Annotated in this window: 24 protein-coding genes and 1 pseudogene; 10 read left to right on the top strand and 15 right to left on the bottom strand. The window is 64.1% G+C overall.

What is annotated here, in order from left to right:
- The 4 genes and pseudogenes from ACK41X_RS17225 to ACK41X_RS17210 all read left to right on the top strand — a co-directional run.
- Positions 1-120, top strand: a 120-nt coding sequence (locus ACK41X_RS17225) for a F0F1 ATP synthase subunit A (RefSeq protein WP_409725848.1), incomplete at its 5' end; no start/stop codon positions are given.
- A gap of 70 nt (positions 121-190) precedes the next feature.
- Entirely contained in the window at positions 191-418 is a 228-nt protein-coding gene (locus ACK41X_RS17220; RefSeq protein WP_086087024.1) for a F0F1 ATP synthase subunit C, read from the top strand.
- Between the two features lies 1 nt (position 419).
- Positions 420-1,004, top strand: a pseudogene (locus tag ACK41X_RS17215) (F0F1 ATP synthase subunit B); the annotation flags it as partial.
- A gap of 3 nt (positions 1,005-1,007) precedes the next feature.
- Positions 1,008-1,499, top strand: coding sequence for an ATP F0F1 synthase subunit B (locus ACK41X_RS17210; protein ID WP_409725843.1), 492 nt, complete (start codon positions 1,008-1,010; stop codon positions 1,497-1,499).
- Between the two features lie 203 nt (positions 1,500-1,702).
- Here ACK41X_RS17210 and ACK41X_RS17205 read toward each other — a convergent pair whose 3' ends face one another.
- A complete protein-coding gene (locus ACK41X_RS17205; protein ID WP_409725841.1) occupies positions 1,703-2,158 on the bottom strand; it encodes a hypothetical protein in 456 nt (151 codons plus the stop codon).
- A gap of 1 nt (position 2,159) precedes the next feature.
- Between ACK41X_RS17205 and ACK41X_RS17200 the strand changes: the two genes are divergently transcribed.
- Entirely contained in the window at positions 2,160-2,432 is a 273-nt protein-coding gene (locus tag ACK41X_RS17200; RefSeq protein ID WP_409725839.1) for a hypothetical protein, read from the top strand.
- A gap of 52 nt (positions 2,433-2,484) precedes the next feature.
- Here the strand turns inward: ACK41X_RS17200 and ACK41X_RS17195 are convergent, their stop codons facing one another.
- The 11 genes from ACK41X_RS17195 to coxB form a co-directional block, all read right to left on the bottom strand.
- Positions 2,485-3,063: a GNAT family N-acetyltransferase gene (locus ACK41X_RS17195; protein ID WP_409725837.1), complete on the bottom strand. Its 579-nt coding sequence runs from the start codon at positions 3,061-3,063 to the stop codon at positions 2,485-2,487.
- Positions 3,064-3,172: 109 nt separating this feature from the next.
- The gene (locus ACK41X_RS17190; protein ID WP_409725835.1) at positions 3,173-4,444 is read right to left on the bottom strand and encodes a M16 family metallopeptidase; all 1,272 of its coding nucleotides are present in this window, start codon (positions 4,442-4,444) and stop codon (positions 3,173-3,175) included.
- Positions 4,441-5,856 carry a threonine synthase gene (gene thrC, locus ACK41X_RS17185; RefSeq protein WP_409725833.1) on the bottom strand — a complete coding sequence of 472 codons (1,416 nt, stop codon included), beginning with the start codon at positions 5,854-5,856 and terminating at the stop codon, positions 4,441-4,443. Before thrC ends, ACK41X_RS17190 begins: the two co-directional genes overlap by 4 nt.
- A 151-nt stretch (positions 5,857-6,007) precedes the next feature.
- Entirely contained in the window at positions 6,008-6,751 is a 744-nt protein-coding gene (locus tag ACK41X_RS17180) for an SURF1 family protein (RefSeq protein ID WP_409725831.1), read from the bottom strand.
- Positions 6,748-7,119 (bottom strand): DUF983 domain-containing protein, encoded by a 372-nt coding sequence (locus ACK41X_RS17175; RefSeq protein ID WP_409725829.1) that lies wholly within the window; start codon positions 7,117-7,119, stop codon positions 6,748-6,750. The genes ACK41X_RS17180 and ACK41X_RS17175 overlap by 4 nt, the downstream gene beginning before the upstream one ends.
- Positions 7,120-7,325: 206 nt before the next feature.
- Positions 7,326-8,177, bottom strand: a complete 852-nt coding sequence (locus ACK41X_RS17170; protein WP_409725827.1) for a cytochrome c oxidase subunit 3 — start codon at positions 8,175-8,177, stop codon at positions 7,326-7,328.
- A 49-nt stretch (positions 8,178-8,226) separates the two neighbouring features.
- Positions 8,227-8,823 (bottom strand): cytochrome c oxidase assembly protein, encoded by a 597-nt coding sequence (locus ACK41X_RS17165; protein ID WP_409725825.1) that lies wholly within the window; start codon positions 8,821-8,823, stop codon positions 8,227-8,229.
- Position 8,824: 1 nt separating this feature from the next.
- Positions 8,825-8,989 (bottom strand): CoxF protein, encoded by a 165-nt coding sequence (locus ACK41X_RS17160; protein ID WP_409725823.1) that lies wholly within the window; start codon positions 8,987-8,989, stop codon positions 8,825-8,827.
- A gap of 5 nt (positions 8,990-8,994) precedes the next feature.
- Complete coding sequence (locus ACK41X_RS17155) at positions 8,995-9,981, bottom strand: heme o synthase (protein ID WP_409725821.1); 987 nt, start codon at positions 9,979-9,981, stop codon at positions 8,995-8,997.
- 40 nt (positions 9,982-10,021) lie between these two features.
- Complete coding sequence (gene ctaD / locus ACK41X_RS17150) at positions 10,022-11,641, bottom strand: cytochrome c oxidase subunit I (protein WP_409725819.1); 1,620 nt, start codon at positions 11,639-11,641, stop codon at positions 10,022-10,024.
- 84 nt (positions 11,642-11,725) lie between these two features.
- Positions 11,726-12,586 carry a cytochrome c oxidase subunit II gene (gene coxB, locus ACK41X_RS17145; RefSeq protein ID WP_409725817.1) on the bottom strand — a complete coding sequence of 287 codons (861 nt, stop codon included), beginning with the start codon at positions 12,584-12,586 and terminating at the stop codon, positions 11,726-11,728.
- Between the two features lie 405 nt (positions 12,587-12,991).
- Between coxB and ACK41X_RS17140 the strand changes: the two genes are divergently transcribed.
- From ACK41X_RS17140 to ACK41X_RS17125, 4 genes are all read left to right on the top strand, one after another.
- Complete coding sequence (locus ACK41X_RS17140; RefSeq protein WP_409725815.1) at positions 12,992-13,546, top strand: invasion associated locus B family protein; 555 nt, start codon at positions 12,992-12,994, stop codon at positions 13,544-13,546.
- 65 nt (positions 13,547-13,611) lie between these two features.
- Positions 13,612-15,039, top strand: coding sequence for a metalloprotease TldD (gene tldD, locus ACK41X_RS17135; protein WP_409725846.1), 1,428 nt, complete (start codon positions 13,612-13,614; stop codon positions 15,037-15,039).
- Between the two features lie 55 nt (positions 15,040-15,094).
- The gene (locus ACK41X_RS17130) at positions 15,095-15,352 is read left to right on the top strand and encodes a type II toxin-antitoxin system CcdA family antitoxin (protein ID WP_409725813.1); all 258 of its coding nucleotides are present in this window, start codon (positions 15,095-15,097) and stop codon (positions 15,350-15,352) included.
- Between the two features lie 81 nt (positions 15,353-15,433).
- Positions 15,434-15,664 carry a CcdB family protein gene (locus ACK41X_RS17125; protein WP_409725812.1) on the top strand — a complete coding sequence of 77 codons (231 nt, stop codon included), beginning with the start codon at positions 15,434-15,436 and terminating at the stop codon, positions 15,662-15,664.
- 6 nt (positions 15,665-15,670) lie between these two features.
- Here ACK41X_RS17125 and ACK41X_RS17120 read toward each other — a convergent pair whose 3' ends face one another.
- The 3 genes from ACK41X_RS17120 to ACK41X_RS17110 form a co-directional block, all read right to left on the bottom strand.
- Complete coding sequence (locus tag ACK41X_RS17120; RefSeq protein WP_409725809.1) at positions 15,671-16,162, bottom strand: DUF6644 family protein; 492 nt, start codon at positions 16,160-16,162, stop codon at positions 15,671-15,673.
- Entirely contained in the window at positions 16,162-16,509 is a 348-nt protein-coding gene (locus ACK41X_RS17115) for a DUF6152 family protein (protein ID WP_409725807.1), read from the bottom strand. Before ACK41X_RS17115 ends, ACK41X_RS17120 begins: the two co-directional genes overlap by 1 nt.
- 64 nt (positions 16,510-16,573) lie before the next feature.
- On the bottom strand, positions 16,574-17,116 hold the full coding sequence (locus tag ACK41X_RS17110; RefSeq protein ID WP_409725805.1) for a PAN domain-containing protein: 543 nt from the start codon (positions 17,114-17,116) through the stop codon (positions 16,574-16,576).
- 210 nt (positions 17,117-17,326) lie between these two features.
- Between ACK41X_RS17110 and ACK41X_RS17105 the strand changes: the two genes are divergently transcribed.
- A partial coding sequence (locus ACK41X_RS17105) for a glycosyltransferase family 39 protein (protein ID WP_409725803.1) occupies positions 17,327-18,028 on the top strand: 702 nt, incomplete at its 3' end.

Raw genomic sequence — 18,028 nt, 5'->3', positions numbered from 1 at the left:
CCGCTCGGCATGACCGTGGCGCTGACCGCGCTGGAATTCCTGGTCGCATTCCTGCAGGCCTATGTCTTCACCATCCTGACCTGCATCTATCTCAACGATGCGCTTCACCCGGGTCACTAGATCTGTCTTTCGATAATTCCATCCACCACCGATCACCTGTAACGCGATCACCTGTCAAAGAGGAAAGTCTATGGACCCCGTAGCAGCAAAATACATCGGCGCCGGCATTGCCTGTCTGGGCATGGGTCTCGCCGGCGTCGGCGTCGGCAACATCTTCGCGAACTTCCTGGGCTCGGCGCTGCGCAATCCGTCGGCCGCGCAGGGGCAGTTCGGCAACCTCATTTTCGGCTTCGCGGTGACCGAAGCGCTCGGCATCTTCTCGCTGCTGATCGCGCTCTTGCTGCTGTTCGCCGTCTGACGCAACCGGCCGCCCTGCGCGCTGCCGGCGCGCAGGCCTTGCGGATTCAGAGATGATCACACTCGCGACAACTCAGGCTCCGGGCGGCGCCAAAGAGCCGTTTCCGCCGTTCAATTCGGAAACCTTCGCGTCCCAGATACTCTGGTTCGCGATCGCTTTCGTGCTGCTCTATCTCTTGATGTCGCGCGTGGCCCTGCCGCGCGTGGGCAGGATCCTGGAAGAACGCGCAGAACGGATCGCCGCGGATCTGGCGGCCGCGCAGAAAGCCAAGGACGATACCGACGCGGCGATCGCGGGCTACGAAAGCAAGCTCGCGCAGGCGCGCAACAACGCCCACGCGCTTGCCGCGCAGACCCGCGACAAGCTGATGGCGGAGGCCGAGGAGCGCCGCAAGACGCTCGAGGCGCAGCTCGCCGAGCGGCTGCACGAGGCCGAGAAAACCATCGTGCAGACCAAGAATGCGGCGATGGCGAATGTCAAAAGCATCGCGTCGGAAGCGGCGTCCGACATCGTCGAACGGCTGATCGGAACCAGGCCCGAGCCCAAGGCGGTCAGCGACGCCGTCGAAAAGTCGATGAAAGGCTGAGCCATGGCGTTCTTCTGGGAAGCCGAATTCTGGGTGCTCGCCGCCTTCGTGATCTTCTTTGCCGGGCTCGCCTATCTCGGCGTCCACAGGATGATCGGCGATACGCTCGACAAGCGCAGCTCCCGCATCCAGTCCGAACTCGACGAGGCCGCGCGGCTCAAGGCCGAGGCGATGGCGCTGCTCGCCGAATACAAGCAGAAGACCGCGAACGCCGAGCAGGAGGCCGCCGCGATTATCGAGAGCGCCAAGGCGGATGCCGAGCGGCTCGCCGCCGATGCGCAGGCCAAGCTCGAAGACTTCGTGAGCCGGCGCACCAAAATGGCCGAGACCAAGATCGCGCAGGCTGAAGCCCAGGCGCTCACCGAAGTCCGCAGCATTGCCGCGGAGGTCGCGGCGGGCGCCGCCGAGAAGGTGCTGAGCCTCGCCGCCAAGGGTGCGGTTGCCGAGCAGCTGATCGCGCGCGGCATCGACGACGTGAAGAAAAAGCTGAACTGATCGCGCGCGTCTCCCGTCCGCTCCCGGTTTCCTGTTCGCCCAGCCTGCGGCCGGTTGACGCACCGGACGATCGGCCTTTTCAACGGCACAACCCTGTCACGCCCTGAAGTCCGAAGTGACGAGGCTTCGAAGCTATTGAGGCGCGGCCCTGATCACCGCGGTCGGCCGTCCCATACCGGCCCTGCGTTCGGGCGGCTGCGAGACTACCCTTGGGGCGCGCGCTTTTTGGCGGGGCGCTTTTGCTGGCGCTCTTGCGCGGAGCCGAGCGGATCGAAGCCGACATAGATCACGTAGCGATCGAATGCCGCCGGTGTCGGCATCGGCACCGACATCTCTTCCTCGATATGCGTGAAGGAGACGCTCGGCTGGCCCTCCGCGATGGAGACCGGGACCCGATACAGTTTCGAATAGAGCGTCTTCGGTTGCGGTCCTTCCTCGACCAGCGCGTAACGTACCGGCACTTCGATCGTGCCCGGCCCGCCCGCCGGTCCGAGCACAATGCGGCCCTGCATGCCGACCTTGATATTCAGATTCCCGGCGGCGCTGGCGCATTCCCGCGCCATCTGTCCGACCGAAATCTGATAGCGCAGCTGCATCGCCGACGGATCGCGGGTGTTGGTGTTGATGGTGATGGTGCCGGCGCCGCGCCGGACGTCCACATTGGGGCACGTTTCCAGATTGATTGTGGCGCCGGTCGTCGGCGCGGGGGCCGGCGCAGTCTGGGTTCCGGTGGCCATTGCGCGATTGAAGCGATCGGTAAATGAGACGCCGTCGCCGCCGGAAGACGAGCACGCGCCCAAGGTCAGCGCCAACCCCACCGCCGCCGCGGCTCCGGCGCCGCCGCAGCGGCGCCTGCTCAAGGTGATCCAGTCCATCGTTCAGATATTGTCCGGCATTGTGCCCGCGATGGGCGGCAGGCCCTCTGGTTTATAGCAATGGAACCGTGGCCAGCCCAAGGCGTGCCCGGCCGCAGCCAGGACCGTGGTTAATCGCCCCGCAGCCGCGCATAGAGCAGGTGGTCCTGCCAGAGCCCGTTGATGCAGAGATATTCCCGGGCATAACCCTCCCGTGTGAATCCGGTCCGCTCCAGCAGACGGATCGAGGGCTGGTTGGTCGGGATGCAGGCGGCCTCGATGCGGTGCAGGCGCAGGACGTCGAAGGCGAACGGGATGAGCGCCAGCACGCCGCGGGTCATATAGCCTTGGGCGGCGAAAGGCGCACCGGCCCAGTATCCCATGCTGGCGGCCTGTGCGACGCCGCGGCGGACATTGGTGAGTGTGATGCCGCCGATCAAGGTGTTGTCAGTCTTGCGGAACAACAGGAAGGCATAGGCCTGATCGGCGCGCATATCCTCGGCGTAGCGGCGCAGCCTGCGACGGAAGGACGATCGCGTCAGATCGTCCTCCGGCCAGGTTGGTTCCCAAGGCACGAGGAAGCTGCGGCTCTGTTCGCGCAACGCAGCCCAGGCGGGAAAGTCCGACATCTGTGGCGCACGGAGGTAAACCCCGTCGCCCTGGACGATCGGATGGGTCTCGCTGAGCTGGATCGATCGAAAGAAGGCCATTGGACCGCGGCGTCACTTTCGCCGCTCGTCCCCGCAGAGGCTGGAATCCGCAATGGTCCGTGCCGGATACCTGCATTCACGGGAATGAACGAAGAAACGGTATGCCTCCCTAAGCAGCAGCACCCGCGAAGTTTTCCACGATCTGCGCAGCGCGTTCAACGCCGCGGCCCGGTCCGAGACCGGCAATCGCCAGCCGGCTGCGTGCGAGCAGGGCAAGGCCTGCGGCTTGCGTGCTCTCCACCGTCACCGCCTCGATCTTGGCAACGATTTCCGGCAGCGGCAGGGGCCGCCCGTATACCATCATCTGGCGTGCGATCTGCTCGGCGCGCGCGCCGGAGCTTTCCAGCGCCATCAACAGACTCGCCTTCATCTGCGCCTTGGCGCGGGCCACCTCTTCCTCGGTGATGCTCGATACCGCGCGCTCCAGTTCATCGACGACGACCTGCACCAGTTCGGGCGCGTCGTTGTCGTCGGTGCCGGCGTAAATTCCGAAAAAGCCGGTGTCGGAGTAAGCCATGTGGAAGCTGGAAATCGAGTAGCACAGCCCGCGGATTTCGCGCACTTCCTGGAACAGCCGCGACGACATTCCGCCGCCGATGATGTTGGTGAAGACCTGCAGGCTGAACAGGTGCGGATGCCGCTGCGGCAACCCCTCCATCGCCAGCGCCAGATGCGCCTGTTCGAGATCCTGGCGCTCGATATAGGTGCCGCCGACAAAGCGTGCGGGTTCGCGGGTGCGGCCGGCAGCGCCGTTGAAGCCGCCGAACAGGCGCTCGGCCTCGTCGACGATCATCTGATGGGTGACCGAGCCCGAGGCTGCGATCACCATGTCGGAACCGCAATAGTTGCGCGCCAGATACTGACGCAGGCGGTTGGCATTGATCGAGCGCACGCTCTCGCGGGTGCCGAGCACCGGGCGTCCGATCGCCTGATCCGGATAGACGCAGCGCTGCAGGTGGTCGAATACGATGTCGTCCGGCGTGTCCTCGGCGGCGCCGATTTCCTGGATGATGACATTCTGTTCGCGCGACAGTTCCTCCGGATCGAAGGCCGGATTGGTGAGAATGTCGGACAGAACGTCGAGCGCCAGCGGCACGTCGGCCTTCAGCACGCGCGCGTAATAGGTCGTGGTTTCGAGCGAGGTGGCGGCATTGAGGTCGCCGCCGACGGCCTCGATCTCCTCGACGATCTGCCGCGCGGTGCGCAGCTTCGTCCCCTTGAACGCCATGTGTTCGAGCAGATGCGAGATGCCGTGCTCATCGGCGAGCTCGTCGCGGCTGCCGGCGCCGACCCAGACGCCGAGCGAGGCCGATTCCAGATGCGGCATGGCGTCGGTGACGACGGTCAGTCCGGACGGCAAGCGGGTGACTTCGACGCTCATGCGGCTGCTCCTTCACGCGCGGCCCGGGCGGCCGCCAGTACAAACTTTTCGATGTCCGTCTGATCGGGCGGCAGCACGGTGATGTGCTCGCGCCGTTCGTTCAGGCCGGACAGCCACGCTGGCAACGGCGGCCGAGCGCCGCACGCGGCCTCGACCGCATCCGGAAATTTCGCGGCATGCGCCGTGGACAGCACGATCATCGGCAAGGCCGGATCGCGCGGCTCCTTTTCCGCCACCGCGATCCCGACGGCGGTATGTGGATCGACGAACTGGCCGGTTTCGCGCAACGCCGTGCGCATGGTGGCGGCGACTTCGTCCTCGTCGGCGCGCGCGGCGGCAAAGCCCGCGCGGATGTCGGCGAGCGGGGCCGCGGCGATGTCGAACCGGCGCGATTGCGCAAAATTCTTCATCAGCGCGCGCAGCGCCGCCGCATCGCGGCCATAGGCCTCGAAGAGCAGCCGCTCGAAATTGGACGAAACCTGGATATCCATCGAGGGTGAGGAGGTCGCGATCGCCTCGCGCGGCTCGTAGACGCCGGTGGTCAGGGCGCGGACCAGGATGTCGTTGATGTTGGTCGCGATCACGAGGCGGTCGACCGGCAGCCCCATGCTGCGCGCCACATGCCCCGCGAAAATGTCGCCGAAATTGCCGGTCGGCACCGTGAAAGCGACCTTGCGGTGCGGCGCGCCGAGCGCCACGGCCGCGGTGAAGTAATAGACCGCCTGCGCGACGATGCGCGACCAGTTGATCGAGTTGACGCCGGCGAGCCGCACGCGGTCCGCGAAGGCGTGATGGTTGAACATGCCCTTCACCAGGGCCTGGCAATCGTCGAAGGTGCCCCGCACCGCGATCGCGTGGATGTTGGCATCGTCGGCCGTCGTCATCATCCGGCGCTGCACATCGGAGACGCGGCCTTCCGGGAACAGCACCACGAGATCGATGCGGTTGCGGCCGCGAAAGGCCTCGACCGCGGCGCCGCCGGTGTCGCCGGAGGTGGCGACGGCAATGGTGGCGCGCTCGCCGCGCTGCTCCAGCGCATAATCCATCAGCCGCGCCAGGAACTGCATGGCGAGATCCTTGAAGGCGAGCGTCGGGCCGTGGAACAGCTCGAGCAGAAACGTATTGGCGCCGATCTGCGCGAGCGGGGCGACCGCGGGATGCCGGAACGTGCCGTAGGCCTCCTGCGCGATCCGCGACAGGTCGTGTTCGGCGATCTGCCCGCCGGTGAAGGGGCGGATCACCTCAACGGCGACTTCGGCATAGGGCCGGCCGGCAAAGGACGCGATGGTGTCCGCCGAAAGGCGCGGCCAGCACTGCGGCAAATACAATCCGCCGTCGCGGGCGAGGCCCGCGAGCGTCACGTCGATGAAGCCAAGTGCCGGGGCTTCGCCGCGGGTCGACACGTATTGCAATGCCAGTCCTCGAACCCGCCGCCGGCGGACCTATCCACAGGCGGGGAAGACGCAAGTTATTGATTTGCTGGAGATTTCCCGACGGGGGAAATGCCGTTGCGACCCTTAGACTAGTCGCTCGGGGGCGGTTCTACAAGGAAGGCGGCCCGGTTTAGGGAGTTCTATTATACCGTTCTCGCAGTCCCCAGACCGCAAAAACCCCTACCAAAGTACCGGCAAGCCCGAACCAGGTTATGGCGTAGCCGAGATGGTCGTTTTTCAGCCTGACGGTCAGCGGACCGGGTTTCGGAAAGCCTCCCGGCGGAACAGGCGCCTCCTGATCGATATAAAAGGGAGCGACAGAACCCCATCCGCGCGCCTTGGCCATCGCAGCCGGATCGCGCACGAACCAAATGTCGTCCTTGGCATCGTGCTTGGCTACGAAAAGCCCGGGCGTCTCGGGCCAGCGGATATAGCCGGTGATCTCGTCCGCCCCGGACTGCGCGCCGATCTTGCTCCCTTCGGGGATGTATCCGCGATTGATGACGACCGCCGTCCCGTCCGGGAGGCGGAACGGAGCAAACACGAAATAGCCCGGCTGCTTGACGTCGGTGCGCAGCGCCGATGCTCCGGTATAGAGATAAGCCGGCGCCGCCTGCGCCATGGGTTCCACCCGCAGCCTCACGCGCCGGAACTCGGAATTTGCCGCCGTGAGCGAGGGCCATTCCGACGCCGGCGGCAGCGGCACCGGCGGCGCCTTGATCTGCGCGTCCAGAGTCGCGATCAGGGCTTCCTTCCACGCCTTGCGCTGCAGCTGCCAGACCCCGAGCGAGATCAGGATGGCAAGGCCGACGAGAGTCAGGACGCCGGGCACCAGCACGCGCCGCCAATAGGGTCTTGCAGCAGCCGCCGTCATTTCGGCTCGCGCGGCTCGTACCGGCCTTCGGCGGCCTTGTGGCGGAATTGCAGGGCGATCATCAGCGCCTTGACCGGCCGCAGCGGCAACAGCGTCGTGATCAGGATCAGCGGCAGCCACAGCGCGGCGTGAATATAGAAGGGAGGCTGGTACAGCACCTCGACCACCAGCGCTGCGAAGACCACGACAAAGCCCGCCGCCAGAATGATGAACACGGCCGGACCGTCACCGGAATCGAAAAAGCCGTAATCGAGCCCGCATGCTTCGCAGCGCGGGCGCAGCGACAGGAAGCCGTCGAACAGGCGGCCCTTGCCGCATTGCGGGCAACGGCAGGTGAGGCCTGCGAGGAGGGGGGAGGGCTCGGTCATCGATGGGCCGGTTGCTGTATCGTTTTTAATGTAGGGCGGCGGAGCCCATGACGTAACCCGCGGTTTCGTCATGACAGTTCCGAGGGGCGTGCGACGCTTCGCCGATTCCGGCCAGACGGAGAAGCAGCCGAAGTGCAGCCAAGGACAAAGAAAAAGGGCGGCCGGAGCCGCCCTTTCCCGAAACGCCCATGGTGGAACGCGCCGCGCTAGGGGGCGATCCCGGCAAAGTTGGTGCCGGCGCCCCAGACATAGATGGCGGCGAACAGGAAGATCCAGACAACGTCGACGAAATGCCAGTACCAGGCGGCGAATTCGAAGCCGAGATGCTGCTTGGGCGTGAAGTGGCCGGCATAGACGCGCATCAGGCAAACGATCAGGAAGATCGTGCCGATGATGACATGGGCGCCATGGAAGCCGGTCGCCATGAAGAAGGTGGCGCCATAGATGTTGCCCGAGAACGAGAATGCGGCGTGACCGTATTCATAGGCCTGGACGCAGGTGAACAGGAGGCCGAGGATAATGGTGAGCCACAGCCCCTTCTTCACCGCCTCGCGGTCGCCTTCGAGCAGCGCGTGATGCGCCCAGGTGACGGTGGTGCCGGAGGTGAGCAGGATCAGGGTGTTGAGCAGCGGCAGGTGCCAGGGATCGAAGGTCTCGATATTCCGCGGCGGCCAGACCCCGCCGATGAGCTCGGCGCGCATGAATTGCTGCGCGTCGCCCGGGAAGAGCGCGACGTTGAAATAGGCCCAGAACCAGGCCACGAAGAACATCACCTCGGAGGCGATGAACAGGATCATCCCGTAGCGGTGATGCAGCTGCACGACCCGGGTATGGTCGCCGGTCTCGGCCTCGTTGATGACGTCGCGCCACCATCCGATCATGGTGTACATGACGCCGAGCACACCGGCCGCGAAGACCAGCGGTGCGATCGCGAAGGTCTTGTGCATCCAGAAGATCGCGCCGACCGCCATGATGAATGCCGAGATCGAGCCGATGACCGGCCACGGACTGGGATTCACGAGATGATAATCGTGATGCTTTGTGTGACCGCCAGCCATTCCTTCAGTCTCCGTCTCGATCCGTTCGGGCGCTGTCGCGCCGATCCCCCTAGATCCGCCCCGCGCCCGCCGTGCCGGTTTGTGCGACCGGCCGTTGCGGCTCGCGTTGCGGATAAAATGTATAGGACAAGGTCATGCTCAGATTGCCGCGCGCATCGGAATCATTGGCGAGCGCCGGATCGACATAGAACACGACCGTCATCGCCCGTCTTTCGCCCGGCTTGAGCGTCTGTTCGGTGAAGCAGAAGCAGTTGATCTTGTGGAAATAGCTGCCCCAGGACAGCGGCGTGACGTTATAGCCGGCGACGCCGTGGGTTTCGCGGGCCGTGGTGTTGGTGACGTAATAGTCGACGGTGACCACTTCGCCGAGGCGTGCCTGGATTTCGTTGCGCTCGGGTGCGAAGCGCCAGGGCAGACCAGGGCCGACATTGGCGTCGAAACGCACCGTGACCATCCGGTCGGAAATCTGCCCGGGTGCCGAGGTCGCAACCTGGGTGGTGCCGTTGAAGCCGGTGACGCGGCAGAACCAGTCGTAAAGCGGAACGGCGGCATAGGCCGCCCCGATCATCAGCGCGACGAAGGCGCCGCAGGCGCTGGCGACAACGACATCGCGGATCGGCGTGGAGCGTTGCGGTTGCGCGGTCATGTCAGAGCGGCCTGTTAAGAACGCCGGGGCCTTTCACCAGCGTCACGAAATAGAACAGCACGACAAGAACGGCGAGCAGGATCGCGATCGCGATCGAGCGCTGGCGGCGCGCCCGCTTCTGCTCGGGGGTGAGGACAATGCCCTCCGGATCGGGACGTGCGTTCAAGAGGCTCACCATACGATCTGCCCGAACGACCAGCCAAAGGCCTTCTCGACGAGGAGCACGGCGAAGAGCAGGACCAGATACAGGATCGAGTAGCCAAACAGCGCCTTCGCGGCCTGCTCGGTCGCCTCGCCCGGTGCAGCCTTGCGCAGGCGGAACGCGGCGGCCACGAACAGAAGCCCGGAGACCACCGCGACCGCACCGTACACGAGGCTGGTATAGCCAAGAAGCCACGGCAGCACGCCGACGGGCGCCAAAAGGACGGAATACAGGACGATCTGCCGGCGAGTCTCGGTATCGCCCGCGACCACGGGCAGCATCGGCACGCCGGCGCGGGCATATTCGTCGGCGCGAATCAGCGCCAGCGCCCAGAAGTGGGGCGGCGTCCAGACGAAGATGATGAGAAACATCACCAGCGGCTCGAGCGCGATGCCGCCGGAGGCGGCGGCCCATCCGATCACCGGCGGGAAGGCGCCGGCGGCGCCGCCAATCACGATATTCTGCGGCGTCGATGGCTTGAGGAAGATCGAATAGATGACGGCGTAGAAGACGATGGTGAAGGCGAGCAGGGCGGCCGACAGAAGGTTGACCAGAAGCCCCAGCGCCACGACCGAGAAGACTGCAAGAAACAGCGCGAAGCCGAGCACCTCGCCGCGCGCGACGATGCCCTGCGGGATCGGGCGTTTGGCGGTGCGCGCCATCATGGCGTCGATGTCGGCTTCGTACCACATGTTCAGCGCGCCGGACGCGCCCGCGCCGATGGCGATGAAAATCAGCGCCGCGAGCCCGATCACCGGATTGATCGGTTCGGGCGCAGCCACCATGCCGACCAACGCGGTGAAGACCACAAGCGACATCACCCGCGGCTTCAGAAGTTCGAAATAGTCGCGCGGCGTGGCGAGACTCGGGATCGAGGCCGTGCGACCCGCATGCGCGTGCGCCTCCGCCGCGGCGAGCGGCGGAGGCAGATGCGCTGTATGGGTCTGTGTCGGCATCGTCAGACAGTCATCCGGACAGGATCGTGCGATCGTTGAATCACTTGATCTTGGGCAGAACTTCGAACTGGTGGAACGGAGGCGGTGAGGACAGCGTCCATTCCAGTGTCGTTGCGCCCGGACCCCACGGATTGTCGACAGCCTTTTCCTTGCGGGTGAAGGCTACGACCAGGCCGTAGAAGAAGATCAGAAGGCCAACGGCGGAGATGTAGGAGCCGATCGAGGAGACGTAGTTCCAGCCCGCATAGGCATCCGGATAGTCCGCGATACGGCGCGGCATGCCGGCAAGACCAAGGAAGTGTTGCGGGAAGAACAGGATGTTGACGCCGATGAACGTCACCCAGAAGTGCAGCTTGCCGATGGTCTCGTTGTACATGTAGCCGCTCATCTTCGGGAACCAGTAATACCAGCCCGCGAAGATGGTGAAGACCGCGCCCATCGACAGCACATAGTGGAAGTGGGCGACCACGTAGTAGGTGTCGTGCATCGAGCGATCGACGCCGGCATTGGCGAGGACGACGCCGGTTACGCCGCCGATGGTGAAGAGGAAGATCATGCCGACCGCCCAGAGCATCGGGGTGCGGAATTCGATCGACCCGCCCCACATGGTGGCGATCCAGGAGAAGATCTTCACGCCGGTCGGCACCGCGATCACCATGGTGGCCGCGACGAAATAGGCCTGCGTCGCGGTGTTCATGCCGACCGTGTACATGTGGTGCGCCCACACCACGAAGCCGATGCCGCCGATCGCCACCATGGCATAGGCCATGCCGAGATAACCGAAGACCGGCTTGCGCGAGAAGGTGGCGATGATCTGGCTGGCGATGCCGAAGCCCGGCAGGATCAGGATGTAGACTTCGGGGTGACCGAAGAACCAGAACAGATGCTGATACAGGATCGGATCGCCGCCGCCGTCGGGAGAGAAGAAGGTGGTGCCGAAATTGCGGTCGGTCAGCAGCATGGTGATCGCGCCGGCCAGCACCGGCAGCGACAGCAGCAGCAGGAACACCGTCACCAGGATCGACCACACGAACAGCGGCATCTTGTGCAGCGTCATGCCGGGTGCGCGCATGTTGAAGATGGTGGTGATGAAATTGATGGCGCCGAGGATCGAGGAGGCGCCCGCGATATGCAGCGACAGGATCGCGAAGTCGACGGCAGGTCCGGGATGTCCGGTGGTCGACAGCGGCGCATACAGCGTCCAGCCGCCGCCGACGCCGTTCGCGCCCGGCTCGCCCTCGACGAACAGCGAGATCAGAAGCAGGGCGAAGGAGGCCGGCAACAGCCAGAACGAGATGTTGTTCATGCGCGGGAACGCCATGTCCGGCGCTCCGATCATCAGCGGCACCATCCAGTTGCCGAAGCCGCCGATCATCGCCGGCATGACCATGAAGAAGATCATGATCAGGCCGTGCGCGGTCGTAAACACGTTGAACATGTGCGCATCGGCGAAAATCTGCATGCCGGGCTGCTGCAGCTCCAGCCGCATCGCAATCGACAGAATGCCGCCGATCACGCCCGCGACGATCGCGAAGATCAGGTACATCGTGCCGATGTCTTTGTGGTTGGTCGAATAGACCCAGCGGCGCCATCCGGTCGGATGGTCGTGCGCGCCCGGGGCGTGGGCTGCGTGGGCTTCGGTGTGCGGCGTGGCTGCCATGATGTTACCCTTCAGTCTCTTCCTTCAGCGGCGCAATGCTAGCATACATATTCGCTTTTCGATATATATGCCCTGGCGGCCGCGTTATTGTGCGCCGGATTGTGCGCCCGGCGTTTCCGTGGCGGCGACGGCGACGCCGTCTTCCGGGGATGGCCGGTAGGCGAATTTCTTCTTCGCGTCGTCGAGCCAGGCCGCATAGTCGCGATCGCTGACCACACGCACCGTGATCGGCATGAAAGCGTGGTCCTTGCCGCACAATTCCGAGCACTGGCCGTAATAGACACCTTCCCGCGTCGCGCGAAACCAGGTTTCGTTGAGGCGGCCGGGGACGGCGTCGATCTTGATGCCGAACGAGGGAACGGCAAAGGCGTGGATCACGTCGGCGCCGATCACCTGCACCCGGATCACCTTGTTGACCGGGACCACGACTTCGTTGTCGACCGCCAGCAGACGGGGCTGGCCGGGCTTGAGATCCTTGTCCTGCACCATCAGGGAATCGAAGCCGAAGCCGTTGTCCGGATAATCGTAGGTCCAGAACCACTGCTTGCCCGTGGCCTTGATGGTCACGTCGGCGGGCGGAATCGTGAGCTGGTCGAACAGCAGCCGGAAGGAGGGAATGGCGATCGCGACCAGGATGATCACCGGGACAACCGTCCAGACCACCTCGATCAGGGTGTTATGGGTCGTTTTGGAGGGGACCGGATTGGCGCGCGCGTTAAATTTGACGATCACAATCAGCAGCAGCGCCAGCACGAACAGCGTGATCAGCGTGATGATCACTAACAGGAAGTTATGGAACCACGAAATCTGGTCCATGATCGGCGATGCCGATTGTTGGAAATTGACCTGCCAGGGCGACGGTTGCCCGAGGCCGGCCATCGCCGTCGCCGGGATCAGGGCGGCCGCAGCGGCGATCGCTGCGATCAGGAAAGTCTGCACCCGCATGTCGTCTTTGCTCCTTCGACAGATCGGCCGTATTGGCCGCCCGCCCCAGGGTTCAGGCGGCAGCCAATTTACGCGCGAATTGCCACAGTCATCGCCTTGGAAATGGCGTGCGGACAGGGAATGCGCGAGGGACTTTTTGAGGAAAAATCCCGGCCTCTCAAACCATAATTCCGCCCTTCTCGCAATGCGGCTTCGCTTTGAAACAATGAGACATTCCGCCTATCCGCCAAAAGGCTGGCGACGGTCGCCTTTTGGCCAGAAAATGGCGTTTTTTGAAGCTTGTGTGATCCGCTTGACAGCGCGCGACGCGCATGGTGCCACGCTGACCTCTCCGCTGCAGATGGCGATTCGGTCCGACAGCGCCGGCGCCAGCCAACGAGGTCATTCCTCAGCCTGGACGGTGACATGCTGAAATTTCGATTCGCAGGGCTCTCCGGAAGCGTCCTCTCCGCATGCGTCCCCTGGGCCGCTGTCCTCGCCATCCTGCTGTTGCAGCCCGGATATGCGCTGGCGCAGGGGGCTGTCAGGTCGGTCCATGCCGACTGGCAGATCCGCTGCGATACGCCGCCCGGCGCGCAAGCCGAGCAATGCGCTCTCATCCAGACTGTCCTGGCCGATGACCGACCCAATATCGGACTGACGGTCATTGTGCTGAAAACGGCGGACAAGCAGATCCACATCATGCGGGTGATCGCCCCGCTTGGGGTGCTGTTGCCAAACGGGCTTGGCCTCAAGATCGACGAGGACAATATCGGCAGTGCCGGCTTTGTGCGGTGTCTGCCCAACGGATGCGTCGCAGAGATTACCATCAATCTGAAAGAGGACGCCGATCGCAAGCTGGTCGAAAAGTTGCGCTCGGGCAAGAAGGCAACCTTCATCATTTTCCAGACCCCGGAAGAGGGGATCGGCTTTCCGATGGAGTTGAAGGGCTTCAGCGAGGGCTTCGACAAGCTGCCGTGATGGGCGTCGTTGCCCGGGCGGCTGACGCCCTCGCGCTTTCCGCATTTGCGCCCTATCTTCCCGCCATGACCGACACATCCCCCACCGCCTCCCTCATCGACCGGGCCGGGCTCGACCGGGCGCGGATCCGCGCCATTCTATCGAACGGCCTCGAAGGCGCCGACGACGGCGAATTGTTTCTGGAATACCGGCAGACCGAGGCGCTGGGCTTCGACAATGGCCGCCTGAAACAGGCGACCTACGACACCGCGCAGGGCTTCGGCTTGCGTGCGGTCAAGGACGAGGCGGTGGGCTATGCCCATGCCTCGGACCTCTCCGAGGCGGCGCTGCGCCGGGCGGCCGACGCCGTGCGCGCGGTGAACAGCGGCTATAGCGGCCGATATTCCGACGGGCCGGGCCGCACCAATGTCCGGCTTTACGGCGACGAAAACCCGCTCGACGCCCCCGGCTTCGAAGCCAAGGTAAAGCTGCTGCAGGAAATCGACGCCTATGCCCGCGCCAAGGATCCGCGGGTCCGGCAGGTCTCGGCGAGCCTCGGTGCAACCTGGCAGGTGGTGGAAATCCTGCGCGCCGACGGCGAGGTCTATCGCGACATCCGTCCGATGGTGCGGATCAATGTGTCGATCGTCGCGGGCGAGGGCGAGCGGCAGGAAACCGGCAGCCACGGCTATGGCGGCCGCGAGGGCTATGCCCGCTTCATTGAGACGGCCGCCTGGCGCCGCGCGGTCGACGATGCGGTCCGTCAGGCGCTGGTCAATCTGGAATCGGTGCCGGCGCCGGCCGGCGAAATGGACGTGGTGCTGGGCGCAGGCTGGCCGGGCGTGATGCTGCACGAAGCGGTCGGCCACGGCCTTGAGGGCGATTTCAACCGCAAGGGCACGTCGGCCTTTGCCGGCCTGATGGGCCAGCAGGTCGCGGCCAAGGGCGTGACCGTGCTGGACGACGGCACCATCGCCTCGCGCCGCGGCTCGCTGTCGATCGACGACGAAGGCACGCCGACCAGCAAGACGGTCTTGATCGAGGATGGCATTCTCGTCGGCTACATGCAGGACCGGCAGAATGCGCGGCTGATGAACATGAAGCCGACCGGCAACGGCCGTCGGGAATCCTATGCGCATGTGCCGATGCCGCGCATGACCAATACCTACATGCTGTCGGGCGAACGCTCGCCCGGAGAAATCATCGCCTCGGTGAAGAACGGCATCTATGCGGTGAATTTCGGCGGCGGCCAGGTCGACATCACCTCGGGCAAATACGTGTTCCAGTGCACCGAGGCCTACAAGATCGAGAACGGCAAGATCGGCGCGCCGGTGAAAGGCGCGATGCTCATCGGCAACGGCCCGACCGACCTGCATCGCATCTCGATGATCGGCAACGACATGACGCTGGATCACGGCATCGGCACCTGCGGCAAGAACGGGCAGGGCGTGCCGGTCGGCGTCGGCCAGCCGACGCTGCGAATGGACAAGATCACCGTCGGCGGCACGGGGTGATAGCGGGATTGCGGTTTCTCCGTATGCGCATTATCGTTGCGCATATGGAGGGCGCATGGGCACCTTGACCCCCCGAGTGCAGAAGAAGCGCGCGGTCAACCTGTTCGTCGATTCCGAATTGCTCGACGAAGCCAGGCGCCTCGGCATCAATGTATCCGACACACTGGAGCGGCGTCTGCGCAGCATCGTTCGCGCAGAGCAGGAGAGGCGCTGGCTCGAGGAGAATAAGGACGCCTTCACGTCCATCAATTCTTTCATCGACCGGCACGGTTTGTTATCGAGCCGGCTGCGCTACCGTTCGGACGGCAGATGATCCGCCAGTTCGATGTGGTCGATAATCCCGATCCCATCGAAGCGGAATCGCGTCCCTATCTGCTGACTGCAATCCGATCTCGTGCATGAATTGACCTCGACGGTCGTTGCGCCGCTCGTTCCCAAGGCCGACATGACCGGGGCCCGTCGCCTCAATCCGATCGTGGTTGTCGATGGCCGTGAATTCTGGCTGGCAACGCATGAGCTGTTTGCAATCGACCGCCGGATGCTGAACAAGGACGCAGTCGCCAATCTCGCGAATGATCGCGACGCTGTCATTGCGGCGCTCGATTTGATCTTCACCGGGTTCTGAGCCGCTCTAAAAATACGCGATCAGCCGGCCGCAGGCCGCCACGGCGAGCCACAATAATATCGAAGTTATGCCGATCAGCCGGGCGCGCGCGGGCAATGGCGTATGCGGCTGCAGATCGTGAACCTTCGGCGCGACGGCATATTCGAACCAGGCGATGTTGAGCAGCGCCAGCAGGATCAGGAGCAGCTTGAACTGGAAGGCTTCGTTGAGCACCACATGGCTTGCCTCGGCGACAAACAGGATCGCGCCCGAACCGGCCAGCGCAATGAAACCGAGGATCGCAACAAGCCGCGCGCGCCGCAGCAGACTGCCGGGCCAGCTCGCCTGAAAAAAGCCGGCAAGCCGCAGGTCCATCACCGCGACGGCGGCGAAAAACACCATCAGGCCCAGGATATGCGCGACATTCGCCGCCATATAGATATAGGGCGATTGCCGTATGGCTGCAGCGAAGGCCGAGCCCTCGATCGCCACGAAGATCGCGGGCGCGGCATCCGTCATCAGCGCATCTCGACGGTCTTGCCGTCCACCGTGATGCGTTCGGCGCGAATTTCGTCTTTCTCCGCAGTCGAGACATAACCGTAGGCCGAGATCGTCTTGCCGACCGCGACCATCTCCTTGGATGCGCCGCGATTGATCATGCGGAAGGTCGGCGCAAGCGTCACGGTCCACACCTTGTCCGCAGCTTTGACGCTGATGGTCGCGTGCGGGTTCTCGTATTTCGACGCGACAATGGTGCCTTTGATCGTCACCGGATTGGCCGCGTCGTAGCTGCCCCATCCGTGATGGGCGGCTGCGCTCCCGCAAGCGATCGCCGAGATCGCCGCAACGAAGAGATAGCGTTTCATGACGTCACCTCGCTTCGAAGGGTGTCGGATTCACATGGTGTCCCGCGGTGCCGGTCGCACTAACTTAACGGACGACGCCGGAGATGCAGCAGGGTTTTGGGCGCGGCCGGGTGACGCGATCCTTCAGAAAGCACCGCGCCGAGGCGCTGCCATAGCCGGGACGCAGATAGGTGAAGGCGCGGCACCGCGGCTCTGCCTCGCAGGCTTTTGCGCAGGCCGTGCCGGTCGGATCGGAGGGCAATTCGAAGGATCTGTAATCGCCGCCAAAGCGGTCGATCCCGAATTCCAGGGAACCGGTCTTCGGTCCAAGGGCGGCGGCGCCGCGGACGCCGGAGACGCAGCACGGATCCTCCTTGGCCGCTGTGACCGTGTTCTTCAGCCTGCACATCGCCTCACGCGAAACCGTTCGCGGATAGGAAAAGCTCCAGGCCCGGCAATTCTTGTCGCGGTCGCAGCGTGCCGCGCAAACCGCGGGATCGCCGCTGCGGACCGGTGCGCTGGCATAGTCGCCGCCGGGGCGGTCAAATCCCATCTGGGCGTAGCCGTCGGCGGCCGCGAGCGTCTGCGCGAAGATGAAAACCGCAATGATGACGAGACACCGCTTCATTCCCTGCCCGGCCCCGGGATCAAAGACTAATCGTAAGGCCTCGGCGGCCGGGTTTCGAGCGCGGATTTGTTGCATATGCGAAGTCTTGAATAACCCGTGCTTGATGTCAGCGGACGCCGCTTGGCGTTGTGCGCAGCAGCATGACAAAAGGTCGCAGATCGGCAAAGTTCCCGCCTTATGACGCCGGGTGCTGACGGAATCAGGACGGTTTTGAAGGGGGGCGATCGCCTCGCCTTCGCCATTCTGGCCATCCTCATTGTCCTCTCAGCGGTCATCGTCGGCAATTACGGCATCTCCAACGACGAGGAGGTGCAGCACCGCTACGGCGAATTGATCGTCAACTACTATGCCAGCGGTTTTCGCGACACCGCGCTGTTCAACTACAAAAATCTCTATCTCTATGGCGGTCTGTTCGACATTTTCGCAGTTGGCCTCGAGAGGCTGCTGCCGTTCGACGTCTTCCTGATCCGTCACGTTCTGTCGGCGACCATCGGCATCCTTGGGATTGCCGGCGCCTTCGCAACCGCCCGGCTGATCGCCGGTCCGCGTGCCGGCCTGATCGCGCTCTGTGCGCTTGCGGTCTGCGGTCCGTATTTCGGCGGCATGTTCAACCATACCAAGGATGTGCCGTTCGCCGCAGCGATGATCTGGGCGGTATTTTTCATCCTGCGCATCGGGCGCGCATTGCCGTCGCCGCGCTGGACCGATCTTCTCGGTTTCGGCCTGATGCTGGGCGCGGCCACCGGCTTGCGGGCGCTCGGGCTGTTGCTCGTCGGTTATGCCGGACTGATGGTGCTTTTGTCAGCGCCGCGTCCTCTCGCATTCGCAGGGACCGCGGCCTTCGCGACGAAATCGGCGCTGCGGATCGCACCGGCCCTGCTGCTCGGCTATCTCATCATGATCGCGGCATGG

The organism is Pseudorhodoplanes sp. (assembly GCF_046289595.1).
In the GTDB taxonomy this organism is placed as follows: Bacteria; Pseudomonadota; Alphaproteobacteria; order Rhizobiales; family Xanthobacteraceae; genus Pseudorhodoplanes.
This window is presented reverse-complemented; position numbering and strand designations above follow the sequence as displayed.

Excerpts from the sequence above, each read along its gene's own strand:
- ACK41X_RS17190 (WP_409725835.1), bottom strand. The coding sequence starts at position 4,444 with ATGAGCGTCGAAGTCACCCGCTTGCCGTCCGGACTGACCGTCGTCACC.
- ACK41X_RS17195 (WP_409725837.1), bottom strand. The coding sequence starts at position 3,063 with ATGGCCTTCTTTCGATCGATCCAGCTCAGCGAGACCCATCCGATCGTC.
- ACK41X_RS17210 (WP_409725843.1), top strand. The coding sequence starts at position 1,008 with ATGGCGTTCTTCTGGGAAGCCGAATTCTGGGTGCTCGCCGCCTTCGTG.
- ACK41X_RS17140 (WP_409725815.1), top strand. The coding sequence starts at position 12,992 with ATGCTGAAATTTCGATTCGCAGGGCTCTCCGGAAGCGTCCTCTCCGCA.
- ACK41X_RS17165 (WP_409725825.1), bottom strand. The coding sequence starts at position 8,823 with ATGACCGCGCAACCGCAACGCTCCACGCCGATCCGCGATGTCGTTGTC.
- ACK41X_RS17220 (WP_086087024.1), top strand. The coding sequence starts at position 191 with ATGGACCCCGTAGCAGCAAAATACATCGGCGCCGGCATTGCCTGTCTG.
- ACK41X_RS17175 (WP_409725829.1), bottom strand. The coding sequence starts at position 7,119 with ATGACCGAGCCCTCCCCCCTCCTCGCAGGCCTCACCTGCCGTTGCCCG.
- tldD (WP_409725846.1), top strand. The coding sequence starts at position 13,612 with ATGACCGACACATCCCCCACCGCCTCCCTCATCGACCGGGCCGGGCTC.
- coxB (WP_409725817.1), bottom strand. The coding sequence starts at position 12,586 with ATGCGGGTGCAGACTTTCCTGATCGCAGCGATCGCCGCTGCGGCCGCC.
- ACK41X_RS17120 (WP_409725809.1), bottom strand. The coding sequence starts at position 16,162 with ATGACGGATGCCGCGCCCGCGATCTTCGTGGCGATCGAGGGCTCGGCC.
- ctaD (WP_409725819.1), bottom strand. The coding sequence starts at position 11,641 with ATGGCAGCCACGCCGCACACCGAAGCCCACGCAGCCCACGCCCCGGGC.
- ACK41X_RS17180 (WP_409725831.1), bottom strand. The coding sequence starts at position 6,751 with ATGACGGCGGCTGCTGCAAGACCCTATTGGCGGCGCGTGCTGGTGCCC.
- ACK41X_RS17130 (WP_409725813.1), top strand. The coding sequence starts at position 15,095 with ATGGGCACCTTGACCCCCCGAGTGCAGAAGAAGCGCGCGGTCAACCTG.
- ACK41X_RS17110 (WP_409725805.1), bottom strand. The coding sequence starts at position 17,116 with ATGAAGCGGTGTCTCGTCATCATTGCGGTTTTCATCTTCGCGCAGACG.
- ACK41X_RS17155 (WP_409725821.1), bottom strand. The coding sequence starts at position 9,981 with ATGCCGACACAGACCCATACAGCGCATCTGCCTCCGCCGCTCGCCGCG.
- ACK41X_RS17170 (WP_409725827.1), bottom strand. The coding sequence starts at position 8,177 with ATGGCTGGCGGTCACACAAAGCATCACGATTATCATCTCGTGAATCCC.
- ACK41X_RS17115 (WP_409725807.1), bottom strand. The coding sequence starts at position 16,509 with ATGAAACGCTATCTCTTCGTTGCGGCGATCTCGGCGATCGCTTGCGGG.